Here is a 15,865-nt window from a genome sequence, read left to right on the forward strand (position 1 = left end):
CGGGCCGACAGTCACGCCTGTCACGAGACCACCGTGCGGAACGCACGGGTCAAGAAATGTTCGGCCGGTTTCGAGCGGTGTCTCCTCGGCATGTCCACAGAACCGTCACAGGGGCTGCGCGGGCGGCCGATACGCGCTGTAATGGCCAACGTGGTCAGTGAGGGCGCTACGGCACGCAGAACGCGAAGTCCGCGGGTCGAACTTGCCCTTAAAGCGATCACAACCGATCCCGCCTCCCGCGACCGGCTCCGCCGTGTCCTGGAGCAGGCCCTGGTCTTCACCGGCTCCGCGTTCGCCGCCGTCTACGCCTTCGGCGGCGACGAGGGCGAGCTGCTGTGCCTGACCGAGTCCGCCGGCGTGCCGCGGAGCCTGTACGGGCTGCGCGACTCCTATCCACTGGAGGGCCGGTCCCCGGCGGCCGAGGCCCGTCGCACCGGGCGGCCCGTGTGGCTCGGCCCCGAGGAACTCGCCGAGTGCGCCGACGCCCGGCGGATGCCGGCCGGGGACGTCTTCCTGGCGGTGCTGCCCCTGCGCGAGCAGGGCAGCGGCATCCTGCTGGCCGTCACCGAGAGCCCCGGCGGCTTCGACTCCGAGGACCGCGTGTGCCTGGAGCTGATCGCCGAGGCGGTCGCCTGCCCGTCCCCCGTCGAGGCCGCCCGCGCCGGCGAGCTCCCGGCCGGCGCGTTCAGCCTGGCGATGGACTCCGGCCGGGTCGAGGTCGGCGACGACATCCTCGGCCTGTTCGGGCTCGGCCGCACCGACTTCGACGGCAAGGTCGAGACGCTGCTGGCGCTGACCGTGCCCGAGGACCTGCCCTCTCTGATGTCCGTCGTCGAGGCGGACCACATGTCGATCGGCGAGCGGGAGCTGGAGTTCCGCGTCCTGCAGCCCACCGGCCCCCCGAAGTGGCTGCGGCTGCGCGGCCGGCTGCTGGCCGGGGGAGAGGGCCGCCCGGCCCGCCTGGTCGGCACCGTCGCCGACGCCTCCACCCTGCGTCCCGGGGTCACCGATGTCGCCCGCGTCCAGCGGCTCGCCGCCGCCCTGGCCACCGCCGGAACCGTGAAGGACGTCAGCCAGGCCGTGGTCTCCGCGCTGCGCAAGCCGCTGCAGGCCGACCGGATCGCCCTCGCCGAACTGGAGAACGACCGTCTCGTCGTCACCGTCCTCGACCCGCCCGAACCGGAGTCCTGGCCGCAGCTGTGGCGCCTGGAGTGGCGCACCGAGTGGCCCGACGCGCCGGTGCGCGCCATGCCCACCCTCGCCTCAGCCCTGCGGGAGGGCCGCGCCCAGATCTGGCCCGCCGGCACCGAACTGGAGCCCGCCCTCGCCGACGTCGGTCCCGGCGGCCTGGCCGTGCTGCCGCTGCCCGGCGGCAGCCGGATGGTCGGCGCCTGCCTGATCGGCTGGGACGCCCCGCACGAGTTCGGTCCCGACGAGCGGGCCCTGCTGACCGCCTCGGCGACCCTGGCGGGACAGGCCCTGATGCGGGCCCACGCCTTCGACGCCGAGCACGAACTGGTCGGGATGCTGCAGCGCACCCTGCTGCCGCGCCGGCTGCCCAGGCTGCCCGGCGCGGAGGCGGTGGCCCGCTACCTGCCCGCCACGGCCGGCCTGGAGGTCGGCGGCGACTGGTACGACGTCATCCCGCTGGCCGACAACCACGTCGCCCTCGTCATCGGCGACGTGCAGGGCCACAGCACGGGAGCCGCCACGCTGATGGGCCAGATGCGCACCGCGCTGCGCGCCTACGCCGCCGAGGGACATCCCCCGGACGTCGTGGTCTCGCTCGCCAACCGCCTCCTGGTGGAGATGGAGACGGACCTGTTCGCGACCTGCGCCTACGTCGACGTCGACATGGAGGCGGGTTCCGCCTGGTGCGTCCGCGCCGGCCATCTGCCCCCCGTGTTGCGCCACCTCGACGGCAGCGTGGAGGTCGTGGAGTCGGAGGGCGGGCCCCCGCTCGGGGTGCTGACGCAGGCCGACTTCCCGATGACCCCGCTGCGGCTCCAGCCCGGCACCGTGCTCGCGCTGACCACGGACGGTCTGGTGGAGGCCGCCGGTACCGACATCGACGACGGCGTGGACCGCCTCGCCCACGGCCTCGCCGCCTCCGACCCCGCCCACCTCGGACTGATGGCCGACGCCCTGCTCGGGAACGCCGGCCGCAACGACGACATCGCGCTCCTGCTCATGCGCTACGACGGCCTGGCCGTGCACCCGCTGCGGGAGAGCTGGACGGTGTGGCGGGTGCCCGAGGCGGTCCGGCACGCCCGCCGCTTCACCCGGCGTACCCTGCGCGCCTGGGGGGTCACCCAGGAGACCGACGCCGTGCTCCTCGTCGTCTCCGAACTCGTCACCAACGCCCTCGTGCACACCGACGGCCAGGTCCGCATGGACCTCAGCCTGGTCAACCAGCGGCTGCGCGTCGCCGTCGCCGACGGTTCGCCCCGCTCCCCGGTCAAGCCGACCAGCATCGGCTGGGAGGCCACCGGCGGCCGCGGCATCCTCCTCGTCGAGGCCGTCTCGGCGGCCTGGGGGACGCTGCCGGTCAGCGGCGGCAAACAGGTGTGGAGCGAACTCGTGCTGGGGGAGTGAGACGTCCCCCGGGCACGTCCCCCGGGCCGGGGGACGAGAGGGCGGGTGTCCCGCGTCCCGCCACACGGGTGCGCCGCGCACCGGTCCCGGCAGGTCGCAGCCGCCGCCCGCCCCCGGGGTGCTTAGGGTCCTGGGCTGTGTCACACACCTTCGAAGAGCTCGTGGAGAAGCAGCGCGCGGCCGGCCAGGCGCACGCCAGGGTCGTCGAGCTGCGGGAGAACTACGGGCCGCCCGCGCACGCGCGGTGGACCGGGACGCAGACCGAGACCTACGAGACCGCGTGGCGGGCCTGGCGCGACCTGGCCCGCGACCTGCAGGCCGCGGTGAACGAGTTCGCGAGCGTCGAGGGAAGGCCGCGGACCGAGGTCGAGGCGGACGTCGAACGGGCCGCCGGAACCGGCGGGGCCGGACTGCAGCACCCGCCGGACGGCTCGTGACCCGCCCGCGGCACGTTCGCCGGCCGCTGCGGTGCCCGGCCACCGTGCCCGGATTCGACACGCTCGCCCGGGTTTGACATGCCCGATTCCGGTTACGCGGAGAGTTCAGGGCGACGGCGGTTCGACGCAGAACCACCGGACGGTACCCGACACAGACAGAAGGAAGATGAGGCGTCGTGACCGCGCGCACCAGTGACAAGCCCGTCATACCGCACTCCGAGACGGGATGGGCGACCGCCCGCCGGCTGCGGAAGAGGGGCGTGCGCACCTGCATGCCGGCGGTCGAGGACCGTCCCGCCCGGCAGGTGGACCGCAGCCGACCGGAGTGGAACATCGTCCGCGGCGAGGACTGACCCGCACCCTCGGGGGCAGCCGGCCGCGAGGTGCACGGCAGTGCCGGAGCATCGGTCCATGAACATCCTCGTCACCGGCGCCGGCTTCATCGGTTCCGCATACGTCCGTACGCTGCTCGCCACCACCGCCCCCGACGCGCCGCACGTCACCGTGCTGGACAAGCTCACCTGCGCCGGGACGCCGACCAACCTCGAACTCGGCCACCCGAGACTGGAGTTCGTCCACGGCCGCGTGGTCCTCGACGCCTGCGGCGCCGACTGGGACCGGGTCGAGTACGTGGAGGACCGCAAGGGCCACGACCTGCGCTACAGCGTCGACTGGAGCAGGGCCCGCGACGAACTGGGCTACCGTCCGCGCCGCGACTTCACCGCGGGCCTCGCCGAGACCGTCGCCTGGTACCGCGACAACCGGACCTGGTGGGAACCGCTGAAGCGGCGCGCCGGACTGCCCGTGCCGGGCACGGCCTGAGGCGGCCGCCGCCCCCCTTTCACTCCCCGTCAGCCGTGGGTCTTCTCCAGGAGTGCGAGGAGTTCAGCGGTCGTGCCCGTCTCGCCCAGCCGCGGGAAGATCCGCTCCACACTGCCGCGGTGCGCCTCGGCGTCGAGGTCGGTCATGGCGTCGGTGGCCAGGGTGACGTGGTAGCCGTGCTCGTGAGCGGCGCGCGCGGTGGACTCCACGCCGATGCTGGTGGCGACGCCGGTCAGCACGATCTGCGTCACCCCGCGACGGCGGAGCTGCACATCGAGGTCGGTGCCGTGGAACGCGCCCCAGTTGTGCTTGGTGACGGTGATGTCGCCCGCGTGGCCCGCCAGTTCGGGGACGAGCACGTCCCAGCCGGCCGGACGGGACCCGCCGCGGGGCGTCTCGGTGCGGCCCGGCGGGACGTCGCCGAAGTCGGCGGCGAAGGAGACCCGGACCAGGACGACGGGCAGATCGCGGGCGCGGAAGGCGTCGGCGAGCTCCACCGTGCGGGCGACCACCTCGGCGCCCGGCAGGGGAGCGGTGGGCGCGCCGACGATGCCGGCCTGAAGGTCGATCACCACCAGGGCGGTACGCGGGTCGAGGGCGGTCAGTGCCATGGGTCAGGCCTTTCGGGGGGTGAGGGTGCGAAGGGAACGGTCGGGCAGGACGCTCACCAGGAGCAGCACCGACCCGGCGAGCATGAACAGCGCCAGACCGTGCAGCCCGGCCGTGTCGGCGCGGTGCGGGAAGAACGCCGCGGTGGCGGCCGAGGCCCCCAGCGCGCCGAGGTACATGAAGGTACGCAGCAGCCCGGCGGACGAGGCGATGCGCGCCGGATCCGCCTGCCGGTACAGCGCGTTCTGGTTCGCCAGGCCGATCAGCCCCTGCGGGACGCCCATCACGGCCCCGGCGGCGAGCAGCACCGGGACGGGACTGCGGGCGCCGACCAGCAGCAGGGCGAGGCAGGCGGCGATCTGCACGGCCGCGCCGGCGAGCAGCTTGGCCCGCACCGCCTCGCGGCGTCCGGTGAGAGCGGAGACGGTGAGCGCACTCGCCGACAGCGGCAGCAGCACCAGCCCGGCGGTGGACGCGCTCAGCCCGCGCCCCTGCTCCAGCCACTGCGTGTAGCCGTACATGAAGGCGTACGAGGTGGTGTAGCCGAGCAGTTGGCGCACATAGGTGGCCAGCAGCGGCACCCTGCCGCCGAGCACGCGCAGGTCGACGAACGGCTCCGCCGTGCGCAGCTCCCGCGCGGCGAAGGCCCCGGCGGCGACCGCGCAGAGCAGGGGCAGGTACCAGTGCGCCGGCCGCGGCTCCATCAGGAACAGCATCAGCGACACCAGCAGCACCGCGAACAGGGCCATGCCCGGCAGGTCCACCGGGCGGCGCGGGCCCGCCGTGCTCCTCTCCCGCGGCAGCCGCAGCGCGCCGAGGACCAGACAGGCCGCCGACAGCGGCAGGTTCACGGTGAAGACGGCGCGCCAGCCGGCGGCGCCGATCAGCAGCCCGCCGAGCGCCGGCCCCACCACGGCCACCGTCTGGTTGGCGACGGCGAGCGCGGTCAGCACACCGGCCGGGCCGTCCCGCCCGGTCCGCTCGGCCTCGCGCCGGGTGAGCTGCATGGACGCCGGATACGCCGCCGATGTCCCGAACCCGAGCAGCACCCGAGCGCCGATCAGCGCGCCCAGCGACGGAGCGAGCGCGCCCAGCAGTCCCGCCACCCCGACCAGCGCCGTACCGGCGAGGTAGAGCCGGCGGGGACCGTACATGTCCACCAGCCGCCCGGCCACGGGCTGGCCCACGGCGGTGGCCAGGTAGAGCGCCGTCACCAGCCAGACCGTCGTGGCCGGGGGAGCGCCGAAGGCGACGCCGATGGGCACGAGCGCCACGGCGATCATCGAGGAGTTGACCGGGTTCAGGACCGAACCCAGGACCATCGGGGCGATCAGCCGGCGGTCGAACCCGGCCGGCGCGGCGGCCCGCCCGGTGCGCTCGCCGCCGGACACGGTGCCGGTGCGCCTCGGTATCACTGCCGGGTCAGCCGTTCCAGCAGGGCGAACGCCTCGAGGAGCGTCTGCCGCTCGTCCTCGGTGTACCGGTCCGCCAGGGCCCGGGCCAGCCACTCCTCGCGCACCTGCCGGTCGTCCTCGATGCGCTCGCGGCCGGACTCGGTCAGGGCGACGAGCTGGCGCCGCCCGTCGGCGGGGTCGGGGCTGCGCCGGATGAGCCCGTGCTGTTCGAGCGCCGCGAGGATGGTGGCCATCGACTGCGGACGCACGCCCTCGGCGGAGGCCAGGGCGCTGGCCGTGGCGGCGCCGTGCTTGCCGACCAGGGTCAGCGCCGACACCTGCGACGGGGTGAGGTCCTCGTCCCGCGCCACCTCACGGATCCGGCGCCGCAGCCGGCTGAACACGACCCGCAGATCGCGCGCGGCCCGGGCGGCGGAGGCGGAGATGCCGTCGGGCACCTCGGCGAGAGCGGAGTCGGGGTCGCGGTCCATGGCGCCACGCTAGAACCGTCAGTCGAAACTGTCCAGTTTCAACTGAACAGTTCGGACTGGTAATCATGCCGGTGATCGTGGATCCGCCGCGCGGGGGCCCGGCAGTACGCTGCCCCCGTGCGACTGCTCCTGATGTCCGACACCCATCTGCCCCGGCGCTCCGGGGGGGAGCTGCCCGCTCCCCTCCTCGCCGAACTGCCGCGCGCCGACGTGGTGTTCCACGCCGGGGACTGGGTCGATGTCGCCACCCTCGACCTGCTGGAGAGCCGCGGCCGCCGACTGGTCGGCGTGTACGGCAACAACGACGGGCCCGAGCTGCGCGCCCGCCTTCCCGAGGTGGCGTACGCCGAACTGGGCGGTCTGCGGTTCGGCGTGGTCCACGAGACCGGCCCCGCGCAGGGCCGCGAGGCCCGCTGTGCCGCCCGCTTCCCGGACCTCGACGTACTGGTCTTCGGCCACAGCCACATCCCGTGGGACACCACCGCCCCCTCCGGACTGCGCCTGCTCAACCCGGGCTCCCCGACGGACCGCCGCCGCCAGCCGTACTGCACCTATCTGACGGCCACCGTGGCCGACGGCACCCTGGCCGACGTGGAGCTGCACCGGCTGCCGCCGCGCCGGGACAGGTCCTGATCCCGTTTCGGCACTCCGTGCCCCGGGCACCCGGAACGATCGAACAGCCGCGATGCCCCGGCGACCGCGACGGCCTTCCCGACCGCCGGGCCGCCGGCATCGAAGCCGCGAAACCGCTAGGTGGGTGTGAGCCATGCAGCACGACGCATTCATCGGCCAGGTGCAGGCCCGGGCCCGGCTCGACAGCCGAGGCGCGGCCGAACGGGTCACCCGGGCCAGTCTGGAAACCCTCGGGGAGCGGGTGCCGTCCCCCGTCGCCGAGAAGGCCGCGGCCCAGCTCCCGCACGAGATCGGCGAGCATCTGCGCCGGGTGGCCCACGCGCCCGACCACCGGCCGAGCGGCGAGCACATGACCCAGCACGACTTCTTCGCCCGCGTCGCCGAACGCGCCGGCGCCAAGTACCCCAAGGCCATCTTCGAGGCCCGCTGCGTGATCGAGATCGCCAACGAGGCCACGCACGGCGCCTTCGCCCACGACATCCGCCCCTCGCTCGACAGCGACCTCGAACGCATCCTGTTCGAGATCGGCGACCAGCGGAGCTGAGCCTCCAGGCTCGGTGATCGGGGCTTTCGGGGTGCCCACGGTGGGGTGCCCACGGAGGGGGTGCCCACAGAGAAGGGCGGCCCGTTTTGCGGGGCCGCCCCGGGGTCACTCTTCCCTTTCTCGATCTCTCGAGGAGAGCCGAGCCGCTCCGTGCGTGGAAGCGGCCCGGACGCTGCGAGTGTGCGCTGTCACGGACCTCCTTCCAGAGGAGATGAGCTGCACATGTGCTGCGGAGGCCATGCATGCCTCATCCGTTGCTGCCGCGCGTACCCGTCTCCGCGCACTCCACACCGTCCCTTTCGGTAAACCCCTGGCAAAGTCCGCGTTGCGTGGTTCAACGGCGCCGGAGCCGCCGTACGCCCGCGATCGCCAGGACCACCACGGCCACCGCCCCGGCAACCACGGCGGCGCGCTTGGCGACGGGCACCCCGGCCGTGCGCAGCAGGTCGAGCGGTTCCGCCTCCGGCTCCGTCGTCCGCCGCCCGGGCGCCGTCATACCCGGCGCGCCCTCCTCGGCGGCCTCCTCGGCGGTCTCCCCGGCGGGCGCCTCCGGCGTCGCCTCGGTGAGCCTCCGCGACAGGCACTGCGCGAACTGGCCCACCAGCCGGTCACCGACCTCCGCCAGCACCCCGCGCCCGAACTGCGCCGGACGGCCGGTCACCGTCAGATCGGTCCGCACCGACACCGCCGTACCGCCGTCCCTCTCCTCCAGCGTGCTCGTCACGGTGGCCCGGGCGGTGCCCGGCCCACGGGTCTCCCGCCCGTTCGCCAGCAGCACGATGCGGCGGTCCGCCTCGTCCTGCTCCTCGAACACGACGGTCCCCTTGTACGTCACCGTCACCGGGCCGACCTTGACCTTCACCGAGCCGTTCACGGTCTTGCCGTCGTACGACTCCACGGTGGCGCCCGGCAGACACGGGGCGATGCCCTCGATGTCGAGGAGCGCCCGCCAGGCGTCGTCGACCGGCACGGGGACGGTGAACTCGTGGTGCAGCTCCATGTCTTCCTCCTCAGGCGGAACCGGCCGCGTGGATGGCTCCGGAGGTCGCGGTCAGCGGCACCCCGCTGCCGCCCCAGCGCAGCGCTACGATCTCGGCGGCGACGGACACGGCCACCTCCTCCGGGGTACGGGCCCCGAGGTCGAGCCCGAGCGGGGAACGCAGCCGGGACAGTTCGGTCTCGTCGAGACCGGCCTCGACCAGCCGTTTCCTGCGGTCGTCGTGGGTGCGGCGGCTGCCCATCGCCCCGATGTACGCGGCCGGCCGGCGCAGCGCCTCCTCCAGCAGCGGCACGTCGAACTTGGGGTCGTGGGTGAGGACGCAGATCACCGTCCGCTCGTCGGTCTCCGTGCCTCGCAGGTACCGGTGCGGCCAGTCCGCGACCACCTCGACGCCCTCGGGGAACCGCTTCGGCGTGGCGAACACCGGGCGGGCGTCGCAGACCGTGACCCGGTAGCCGAGGAAGGCGCCGATCCGGGCCACCGCGGCCGCGTAGTCGATCGCGCCGAACACCAGCATCCGCGGCGGCGGGGCGAACGAGTGCAGGAACACGCTGACGGAGTCCTCCCGCCGCTCCCCGTGCGGCCCGTAGTGCCGCAGGCCGGTGGCGCCGAGCGCGAGCTCGCCGCGCGCGTCGGCGGTGACCGCCACGTCCAGTCCGGGGTCCCCGAGCGAGCCCGCCACCGCCTCGGGCCACACCGCGAGGGCCGCCCCGCGCCGCGCGGGCCCGTCGACGACCGTGGCCACGGTCACCGGCTCGCCCGCGCCGACCGAGGCCGCGAGCGCGCCGAACGCGGGGTCCGTCTCGGGCGTCACGGGCCGGACCAGCACGGTGATCTCACCGCCGCAGGTGAGCCCGACCGCGAACGCGTCCTCGTCGCTGTAGCCGAAGGTCGCGAGGCGGGCCTCCGACCCGGCCACGACCTCCTGGGCGAGGTCGAAGACCGCCCCCTCCACACAGCCGCCGGACACACTGCCGACGACCTCGTCGTCCGGCCCCACGGCCATGGCCGCCCCGGGTCCGCGCGGCGCGCTGCGGCTGACCGACACGACGGTGGCCAGACCGAACGGCACGCGCGCCGCGTACCAGCGCTCCAGCACCGGAAGAAGATCACGCACGCTCTGCTCCTCTCCTCTCCCACGGCCCCCGGGCCCCGGCTGCCCCGCCGGGCGGGGCTTCGCCGACGGCAGCCCCCGCCTGACTCCCGCCGCCTCTGCCGGGCGGGGCCTCGCTCCCGGTCTCCGCCTGGCTCCCCGTTCCGGCGGTTCCCGTCTGGCTTCCGGCTCCTCTGCCGGGCGGGACCTCGCTGACGGTGATCCCCCTCTCGCTCCCCGCCCTGGCGGCCGTCGTCCCGCTCCCCGCTCCGGTGGTCCCCGCCCAACTCCCCGCTCCGGCGGCCGGGTCGTCGCCGCGCACCACCGCCGCCAGGTGCTCCAGCGCGGCCAGACTGTGGCCCTCCACGAAGGCGTCCACGCTCGGCAGGGCCGCCGCCATCCCGGCGGCGAGCGGTGCGTAACCGGGCCGGGCCTTGCGGGGGTTGGCCCAGATCACCCGGTACGCCAGCCGGTGCAGGCGCCGCATCTGGGCGGCGAGCAGCTCTGGGTCGCCGCGCTCCCAGCCGTCGGACAGCAGCACCACGACCGCGCCGCGCGCCATGCCCCGCTGTCCCCAGCGGTCGAGGAACTCCCGCAGCAGCTCCCCGAGGCGGGTACCCCCGCGCCAGTCCGGCACCGCCTCGGCGACCGCGGCCATCGCCAGGTCCGGGTCACGGTGCGACAGTTCCCGGGTCACCCGGGTGAGCCGCGTGCCGATGGTGAACACCTCCGCCCGGCCGCCCCGGGCGGCCGCGTGCGCGAACCGCAGCAACGCGTCCGCGTACGGTGCCATGGAGCCGCTGATGTCGACGAGCAGCACCACCCGGCGCGGCCGCTCGGCCCGTGCCTGCCGCCGCAGCCGCGCGGGCTCACCGCCGCGCCGCAGCAACTCCCGCACGGTGCGGTGCGGATCGACGTCGCCGCGCCGGGACGGGCGCCGCCGCGCGGTGCGCCGCGGCCGCCCGCGCAGCGCGAACGCGGCGAGCAGCCGCCGTACCTGCGCGCGCTCGGCGTCGTCGAGGCCGGCCACGTCCCGGTGCCGGAGCACCTCCGCGGACCCGGCCAGCGTCGCGGTGGGCGGCCCCTGCCGGGTTCCGTCCGGAGGTCCGGTACGGGCTCCGGCGGGAGCGTCCCGCAACACCGGCCGCAGCCGGGGCGGGGGAGCGGAGCGCGGGGCCCGGGCCGTGGCCTCCCCGGCGCCGAAGTACGCGGCGAACACCCGCTCGTACCGCTCCAGGTCGTCCCGGTCGCCGCAGAGCGTCAGCCGGCCCGCCCAGTACACGTCCGACCGTGCCGAGGGCCCCAGGACGTCCACCGCCCGCAGGAAGGCGTGCGCCCGCTCCGCGCTCGCCGCCACACCGGCCGCCCGCAGCGCCCGCGCGAACCCGAGCAGCGCGGCGTCCGCACCTGGCGGCCCCGCAGTCCCACCGTCCGGCCGGACGCTCCCGGACCCTTGGCCGCCGGGCGGGGCCCCCGCCGGTACGGCGCGTTCGCGGTCGGCGTCCGGCACGGTCGTCACGCTCCCCGGGCCTCGAGGACGGCGGTGAAGTCCAGGGTGCGGGCCCGTTCCGCGTCCTCGCGGTACTTCAGGATCGAGCCGAGGGTGGCGACCGCCAGCTCCGCGTCCACCTCGTCCGCGCCGAGCGCGTCCAGGGCGCGGGCCCAGTCGATCGTCTCGGCCACCCCCGGAGGCTTGACCAGGTCCTCGGCGCGCAGGGCCTGCACCAGGGCCGTCACCTGTTCCGCCAGCCGCGCGGACACCTCCGGCAACCGCCGTCGTACGATGGCCAGTTCGCGGGCGAAGCCGGGGTGGTCGAACCAGTGGTAGAGGCAGCGCCGCTTCAGCGCGTCGTGCACCTCACGGGTCCGGTTCGACGTCAGGACGACCACCGGCGGCACCTCGGCCCGCAGCGTGCCCAGCTCCGGAATGGTCACCTGGAACTCCGACAGCACCTCCAGCAGGAACGCCTCGAACTCGTCGTCCGCGCGGTCGATCTCGTCGACGAGCAGCACCGACGGCTGTGTCTGCAACGCCCGCAGCAGCGGCCGTGCCACCAGGAACCGCCGGTCGTACAGCTCCCGTTCGAGGCGGTCGGCGTCCTTGACCCCGGCAGCCTCGGCGGCCCGCAGATGCAGCAGCTGGCGCGGGAAGTCCCAGTCGTACAGCGCCTGCGAGGCGTCGATGCCCTCGTGGCACTGCAGCCGGATCAGCGGGGCGTGCAGGGCCTCGGCGAGGGCGGAGGCGAGCGCGGTCTTGCCGACGCCCGCGTCGCCCTCGCAGAAGATCGGCCGGTGCAGCCGCAGCGCCAGGAAGCAGGCGATCGCCAGCCCCTCGTCGACGAGGTACCCCGTCTCCTCCAGGCGGGCCCGCACCTGCTCCGGGCTGTCCATGGGCACGATCGGCGCTCACCCCATTCCGGCTGCGGCCAGCACGGCCCGCCTGGTCAGGACCCGCGCCAGATGCGCCCGGTACTCCGGCGAGGCCGAGGCGTCGCGTGACGGCCGGGTGCCCTCGGCCGCGGACTCTGCCGCCCGCGCCACGTCCCCGGGATCGCCGGCACCGGTCAGCGCGTCCTCGGCCGCGGCGGCCCGCAGCGGGGTCGCCCCCATGTTGGTGAGCCCCAGGCGCGCCTCGGCGACCCGCCCGTTCTCGCGCCGCACCAGTGCTGCCACGCCGACGATCGCCCAGGACTGGGCCACCCGGTGGAACTTCTCGTAGTGGAAGCCCCAGCCGTCCGTCTTCGGCACCCGCACCTCCACGAGGAGCTCGTCGGGCGCGAGCGAGGACTGGAGGTAGTCGACGAAGAACTCGCGCGCCGGGATCGTGCGCCGTCCGCCCGGCCCGACGGCGACCAGTTCGCCGTCCAGGGCCAGCAGCACCGCGGGCAGGTCACCGGCGGGATCGGCGTGCGCGAGGGAGCCGCCGAGGGTTCCCCGGTGCCGTACGGCCGGGTCGGCCACCGTCCCGGTCGCCGCCGCCAGCAGCCCCGCGTACCGCCGCACCAGCGGGTCGCGCACCACGTCGTGGTGGGTGGTCAGCGCCCCGACGACGAGCGTGCCGCCCTCTTCGCGGACACCGCGCAGCTCCGGGATCCGCCCGACGTCGACGACGAGTTCCGGGAAGGCCAGCCGCAGCCTGAGCAGCGGCAGCAGGCTCTGCCCGCCGGCCAGCACCTTCGCCTCCTCGCCCGCGCCGGCGAGCGCGCGCACCGCCTCGTCGACGGTCGCCGGCCGGGTGTAGTCGAATGCCGGTGGAATCATGCCGAGGCCTCCTTCCGCGCCGAGCGCACCGCCTCCCACACCCGTTCGGGTGTGCAGGGCATCCGGACGTCGTGGACCCCCAGCGGACGCAGCGCGTCCACCACCGCGTTGACCACGGCCGGCGTCGAGGCGATCGTGCCCGCCTCGCCGACCCCCTTGGCCCCCAGCGGGTTGGAGACGGCGGGCGTCTCCGTCCGGTCCGTCACGAAGTCGGGCAGGTCCGGCGCCCCCGGCACGAGGTAGTCGGCCATCGAGCCGGACACCAGGTTGCCCTCGTCGTCGTACACGGCCTCCTCGTACAGCGCCTGCGCGATGCCCTGCGCGAGCCCGCCGTGCACCTGGCCCTCCACGATCAGCGGGTTGATCACCCGGCCGACGTCGTCGACGCAGACGTAGGACCGGATCCGGGTGAAGCCGGTCTCGGTGTCCACCTCGACCGCGCACAGGTGGGTGCCGTGCGGATAGGAGAAGTTCTCCGGGTCGAGCAGGTACTCGGCGTTGATGGTGGGCTCCATGCCCTCGGGCACGTCGTGCGAGAGGAAGGTCTCGAAGGCGACCTCCTGGATGGTCTTGCGCGCCTCGGGGGATCCCTTGACGGAGAACACGCCGTCAGCGAAGTCCAGATCGCCCTCGCTCGCCTCGAGCAGGTGGGCGGCGACCCTGCGTGCCTTCTCCACCACCTTCTCCGCGGCCCGGTGCACGGCCGCCCCGCCGACGACCAGCGACCGCGAGCCGTAGGTGTCCATGCCCTGGGGCGCGGTCAGCGTGTCGCCGTGCACCACCTCGACGTCGTCGAACGGCACGCCGAGCACGTCGGACGCGATCTGGCTCCAGCAGGTCACATGGCCCTGCCCGTGCGGGCTGGTGCCGGTGACCACCTCGACCTTGCCGGTCGGCAGCATCCGGATGCTCGCCGCCTCCCAGCCGCCCGCCGCGTACCTGAGGTCCCGCAGCACCCGGCTCGGCGCCAGGCCGCACATCTCCGTGAAGGTCGACACGCCGATGCCGAGCCGGACCCGGTCGCCCCGTTCGTTCCGCTTGTGCTGCTCGGCGCGGAGGTCGTCGTAGCCGAACAGGGCGAGGGCCCTGTCGGTCGCGGCCGCGTAGTCGCCGCTGTCGTAGGTGAGGCCCGCGACCGTGGTGTACGGGAACTCCTCGTGCCCGATCCAGTTCCGGCGCCGCAGCTCCACCGGGTCCACACCGAGCTCGGCCGCCAGCTCGTCCATGATCCGTTCGATCGCGAACGTCGCCTCCGGGCGTCCGGCGCCGCGGTAGGCGTCGGTGGGGGTCCGGGTGGTGAACACGCCGGTGCAGGTGAAGTCGTAGGCGTCCATCTTGTAGATCCCCGGGTACATGAACGCGCCCAGGATCGGGATGCCGGGGGTGACCAGCATCAGGTAGGCGCCCATGTCGGCCAGCAGGTCCACCTTCAGGCCGAGGAGCCGGCCGTCCCGGGTGGCGGCCACCTCGACGTCCTGGATCATGCCGCGGCCGTGATGGGTCGCCAGGTAGCCCTCGGAGCGCGACTCGGTCCATTTCACCGGCCGGCCCAGGCGCCGCGCGACGGCGAGGGCGAGGGCCTCCTCGCCGTACACCTGGAGCTTGGAGCCGAAGCCGCCGCCCACGTCCGGGGCGATCACGCGGAGCTTGTGCTCGGGGACGCCGGTGACGGCGGAGAGCATGATCCGCAGGATGTGCGGGATCTGGGTCGACGAGTACACCGTGTACTCGCCCGAGGCGGGGAGCGGGGTGACGACGACCGCACGGGGCTCCATCGCGTTGGGGATCAGGCGCTGCTGGTGGAAGCGGCGCCGGACGACGACGTCGGCGCGCTCCCTCACCGCCGCGTAGTCCTCGCCCGACTTCAGCGGCCAGACGTAGCAGCGGTTGGTGCCCTGGCCGGAGTGGACCAGCGGGGCGTCGTCGGCGAGCGCGGCCTCCAGGTCCAGGACCGGGGGCAGCGGCTCGTAGTCGACCTCGATCGCCTCCAGCGCGTCGGCGGCCGCGTACCGGTCCCGGGCCACCACGACCGCCACCGGGTCACCTGCGTGGCGCACCTCGTCGAGGGCGATCGGCGGGTGGTCCGGCAGCACGATGTCCTCGGTGACGGGCCAACCGCAGGGCAGCGAGGCGAGGCCGTCGGCGAGGTCGCGGCCGCTGAAGGCCGCCACCACGCCGGGGCGTTCGAGCGCCGGGGAGACGTCGACACGCTCGACGCGGGCGTGCGCCATGGGGCTGCGGAGGACGGCGAGGTGCAGCAGCCCGGTGACGGTGATGTTGTCGGTCCAGTTGGTCTGACCGGTGATCAGACGGGCGTCCTCCTTGCGGAGCCGGGACCGGCCCACCTCGCGTCCGACGGCCCGGTCGGTCATGCCGTGACCTCCTCGGACGGCGCGGCGGCGTCCTTCGGGGCGGCACCGTTCTCCGCCGCGGCGGCGAGCACCGCGCGGACGATGTTCTGGTAGCCGGTGCAGCGGCACAGATTGCCCTCGAGGGCCTGGCGCACCTCGTCCGAGGTGGGGTGGGGGTTCTCGCGCAGCAGATCGCGCGCGGCCATGATCATCCCGGGGGTGCAGTACCCGCACTGCAGGGCGTGCCGCTCGTGGAAGGCGCGCTGCAACGGGGTCCACTCGCCGTCCCGGGCCAGCCCCTGGACGGTGGTCACCTCGCCGCCGTCCGCCTGTACGGCCAGCACCGAGCAGCTCTTGACGCTCGCGCCGTCCAGCTCGACGGTGCACGCCCCGCAGCTGGAGGTGTCGCAGCCGATCGGGGTGCCGGTCAGGCCGAGGCGGTCGCGCAGGTAGTGGACCAGGAGGAGGCGGGGTTCCACGTCGTCCTCGTAGGCCGCGCCGTCCACCTTCACCGAGATACGGGTCATGTGCCCTCCCTGAGACCGTGCGGGCAGAAGCGAGGGATATCAGCTACCTTGCGTGATGCAAGTCACTCTATGGCCGCTCCCGAGGGGCGGCGAGTGCTGTGACACGCT

Annotated in this window: 16 protein-coding genes; 6 read left to right on the plus strand and 10 right to left on the minus strand. The window is 74.3% G+C overall.

Annotation, left to right across the window (positions count from 1 at the left end; translation table 11 throughout):
* Nucleotides 1-141: 141 nt before the first annotated feature.
* The 4 genes from ACIQ9G_RS07125 to ACIQ9G_RS07140 all read left to right on the plus strand — a co-directional run bounded on the left by ACIQ9G_RS07125 (nt 142) and on the right by ACIQ9G_RS07140 (nt 3,854).
* Complete coding sequence (locus ACIQ9G_RS07125) at nt 142-2,595, plus strand: SpoIIE family protein phosphatase (protein ID WP_403607310.1); 2,454 nt, start codon at nt 142-144, stop codon at nt 2,593-2,595.
* Between the two features lie 137 nt (nt 2,596-2,732).
* Nucleotides 2,733-3,032: a hypothetical protein gene (locus tag ACIQ9G_RS07130; protein WP_403607311.1), complete on the plus strand. Its 300-nt coding sequence runs from the start codon at nt 2,733-2,735 to the stop codon at nt 3,030-3,032.
* A gap of 176 nt (nt 3,033-3,208) precedes the next feature.
* The gene (locus tag ACIQ9G_RS07135) at nt 3,209-3,385 is read left to right on the plus strand and encodes a hypothetical protein (protein ID WP_392191780.1); all 177 of its coding nucleotides are present in this window, start codon (nt 3,209-3,211) and stop codon (nt 3,383-3,385) included.
* Nucleotides 3,386-3,443: 58 nt separating this feature from the next.
* Nucleotides 3,444-3,854 (plus strand): hypothetical protein, encoded by a 411-nt coding sequence (locus ACIQ9G_RS07140; protein ID WP_403607312.1) that lies wholly within the window; start codon nt 3,444-3,446, stop codon nt 3,852-3,854.
* Between the two features lie 29 nt (nt 3,855-3,883).
* Here the strand turns inward: ACIQ9G_RS07140 and ACIQ9G_RS07145 are convergent, their stop codons facing one another.
* The 3 genes from ACIQ9G_RS07145 to ACIQ9G_RS07155 are packed head-to-tail and all read right to left on the minus strand — an operon-like array spanning nt 3,884 to nt 6,348.
* A complete protein-coding gene (locus ACIQ9G_RS07145) occupies nt 3,884-4,465 on the minus strand; it encodes an isochorismatase family protein (RefSeq protein WP_403607313.1) in 582 nt (193 codons plus the stop codon).
* A gap of 3 nt (nt 4,466-4,468) precedes the next feature.
* On the minus strand, nt 4,469-5,854 hold the full coding sequence (locus ACIQ9G_RS07150; protein WP_403607314.1) for an MFS transporter: 1,386 nt from the start codon (nt 5,852-5,854) through the stop codon (nt 4,469-4,471).
* Between the two features lie 20 nt (nt 5,855-5,874).
* A complete protein-coding gene (locus ACIQ9G_RS07155; RefSeq protein WP_403607315.1) occupies nt 5,875-6,348 on the minus strand; it encodes a MarR family winged helix-turn-helix transcriptional regulator in 474 nt (157 codons plus the stop codon).
* 117 nt (nt 6,349-6,465) lie between these two features.
* Between ACIQ9G_RS07155 and ACIQ9G_RS07160 the strand changes: the two genes are divergently transcribed.
* Nucleotides 6,466-6,981: a metallophosphoesterase family protein gene (locus ACIQ9G_RS07160; RefSeq protein ID WP_403607316.1), complete on the plus strand. Its 516-nt coding sequence runs from the start codon at nt 6,466-6,468 to the stop codon at nt 6,979-6,981.
* 133 nt (nt 6,982-7,114) lie between these two features.
* Nucleotides 7,115-7,525: a DUF2267 domain-containing protein gene (locus ACIQ9G_RS07165; protein WP_403607317.1), complete on the plus strand. Its 411-nt coding sequence runs from the start codon at nt 7,115-7,117 to the stop codon at nt 7,523-7,525.
* A 334-nt stretch (nt 7,526-7,859) separates the two neighbouring features.
* On the opposite strand, the gene ACIQ9G_RS07170 is transcribed toward ACIQ9G_RS07165, so the two are convergent.
* The 7 genes from ACIQ9G_RS07170 to ACIQ9G_RS07200 are packed head-to-tail and all read right to left on the minus strand — an operon-like array spanning nt 7,860 to nt 15,757.
* Nucleotides 7,860-8,525: an SRPBCC family protein gene (locus ACIQ9G_RS07170; protein WP_403607318.1), complete on the minus strand. Its 666-nt coding sequence runs from the start codon at nt 8,523-8,525 to the stop codon at nt 7,860-7,862.
* Nucleotides 8,526-8,535: 10 nt separating this feature from the next.
* Nucleotides 8,536-9,642, minus strand: a complete 1,107-nt coding sequence (locus tag ACIQ9G_RS07175; RefSeq protein ID WP_403607319.1) for an XdhC family protein — start codon at nt 9,640-9,642, stop codon at nt 8,536-8,538.
* Nucleotides 9,635-11,137, minus strand: coding sequence for a VWA domain-containing protein (locus ACIQ9G_RS07180; protein WP_403607320.1), 1,503 nt, complete (start codon nt 11,135-11,137; stop codon nt 9,635-9,637). Before ACIQ9G_RS07180 ends, ACIQ9G_RS07175 begins: the two co-directional genes overlap by 8 nt.
* Complete coding sequence (locus tag ACIQ9G_RS07185) at nt 11,134-12,009, minus strand: AAA family ATPase (protein ID WP_403607921.1); 876 nt, start codon at nt 12,007-12,009, stop codon at nt 11,134-11,136. Before ACIQ9G_RS07185 ends, ACIQ9G_RS07180 begins: the two co-directional genes overlap by 4 nt.
* Before the next feature lie 15 nt (nt 12,010-12,024).
* Nucleotides 12,025-12,879 (minus strand): FAD binding domain-containing protein, encoded by an 855-nt coding sequence (locus ACIQ9G_RS07190; protein ID WP_403607321.1) that lies wholly within the window; start codon nt 12,877-12,879, stop codon nt 12,025-12,027.
* Nucleotides 12,876-15,251, minus strand: a complete 2,376-nt coding sequence (locus ACIQ9G_RS07195) for a xanthine dehydrogenase family protein molybdopterin-binding subunit (RefSeq protein ID WP_403607322.1) — start codon at nt 15,249-15,251, stop codon at nt 12,876-12,878. Before ACIQ9G_RS07195 ends, ACIQ9G_RS07190 begins: the two co-directional genes overlap by 4 nt.
* Nucleotides 15,248-15,757 carry a (2Fe-2S)-binding protein gene (locus tag ACIQ9G_RS07200; RefSeq protein WP_403607323.1) on the minus strand — a complete coding sequence of 170 codons (510 nt, stop codon included), beginning with the start codon at nt 15,755-15,757 and terminating at the stop codon, nt 15,248-15,250. The genes ACIQ9G_RS07195 and ACIQ9G_RS07200 overlap by 4 nt, the downstream gene beginning before the upstream one ends.
* Nucleotides 15,758-15,865 lie beyond the last annotated feature (108 nt).

The sequence above is a fragment of the Streptomyces sp. NPDC096152 genome, from assembly GCF_044763235.1.
Taxonomy (GTDB): Bacteria; Actinomycetota; Actinomycetes; order Streptomycetales; family Streptomycetaceae; genus Streptomyces.

What these genes read in the sequence shown, in the direction of transcription:
- ACIQ9G_RS07125 (WP_403607310.1), top strand. Translation starts at nt 142, where the DNA reads ATGGCCAACGTGGTCAGTGAGGGCGCTACGGCACGCAGAACGCGAAGT.
- ACIQ9G_RS07140 (WP_403607312.1), top strand. Translation starts at nt 3,444, where the DNA reads ATGAACATCCTCGTCACCGGCGCCGGCTTCATCGGTTCCGCATACGTC.
- ACIQ9G_RS07145 (WP_403607313.1), bottom strand. Translation starts at nt 4,465, where the DNA reads ATGGCACTGACCGCCCTCGACCCGCGTACCGCCCTGGTGGTGATCGAC.
- ACIQ9G_RS07155 (WP_403607315.1), bottom strand. Translation starts at nt 6,348, where the DNA reads ATGGACCGCGACCCCGACTCCGCTCTCGCCGAGGTGCCCGACGGCATC.
- ACIQ9G_RS07165 (WP_403607317.1), top strand. Translation starts at nt 7,115, where the DNA reads ATGCAGCACGACGCATTCATCGGCCAGGTGCAGGCCCGGGCCCGGCTC.
- ACIQ9G_RS07170 (WP_403607318.1), bottom strand. Translation starts at nt 8,525, where the DNA reads ATGGAGCTGCACCACGAGTTCACCGTCCCCGTGCCGGTCGACGACGCC.
- ACIQ9G_RS07185 (WP_403607921.1), bottom strand. Translation starts at nt 12,009, where the DNA reads ATGGACAGCCCGGAGCAGGTGCGGGCCCGCCTGGAGGAGACGGGGTAC.
- ACIQ9G_RS07190 (WP_403607321.1), bottom strand. Translation starts at nt 12,879, where the DNA reads ATGATTCCACCGGCATTCGACTACACCCGGCCGGCGACCGTCGACGAG.
- ACIQ9G_RS07195 (WP_403607322.1), bottom strand. Translation starts at nt 15,251, where the DNA reads ATGACCGACCGGGCCGTCGGACGCGAGGTGGGCCGGTCCCGGCTCCGC.
- ACIQ9G_RS07200 (WP_403607323.1), bottom strand. Translation starts at nt 15,757, where the DNA reads ATGACCCGTATCTCGGTGAAGGTGGACGGCGCGGCCTACGAGGACGAC.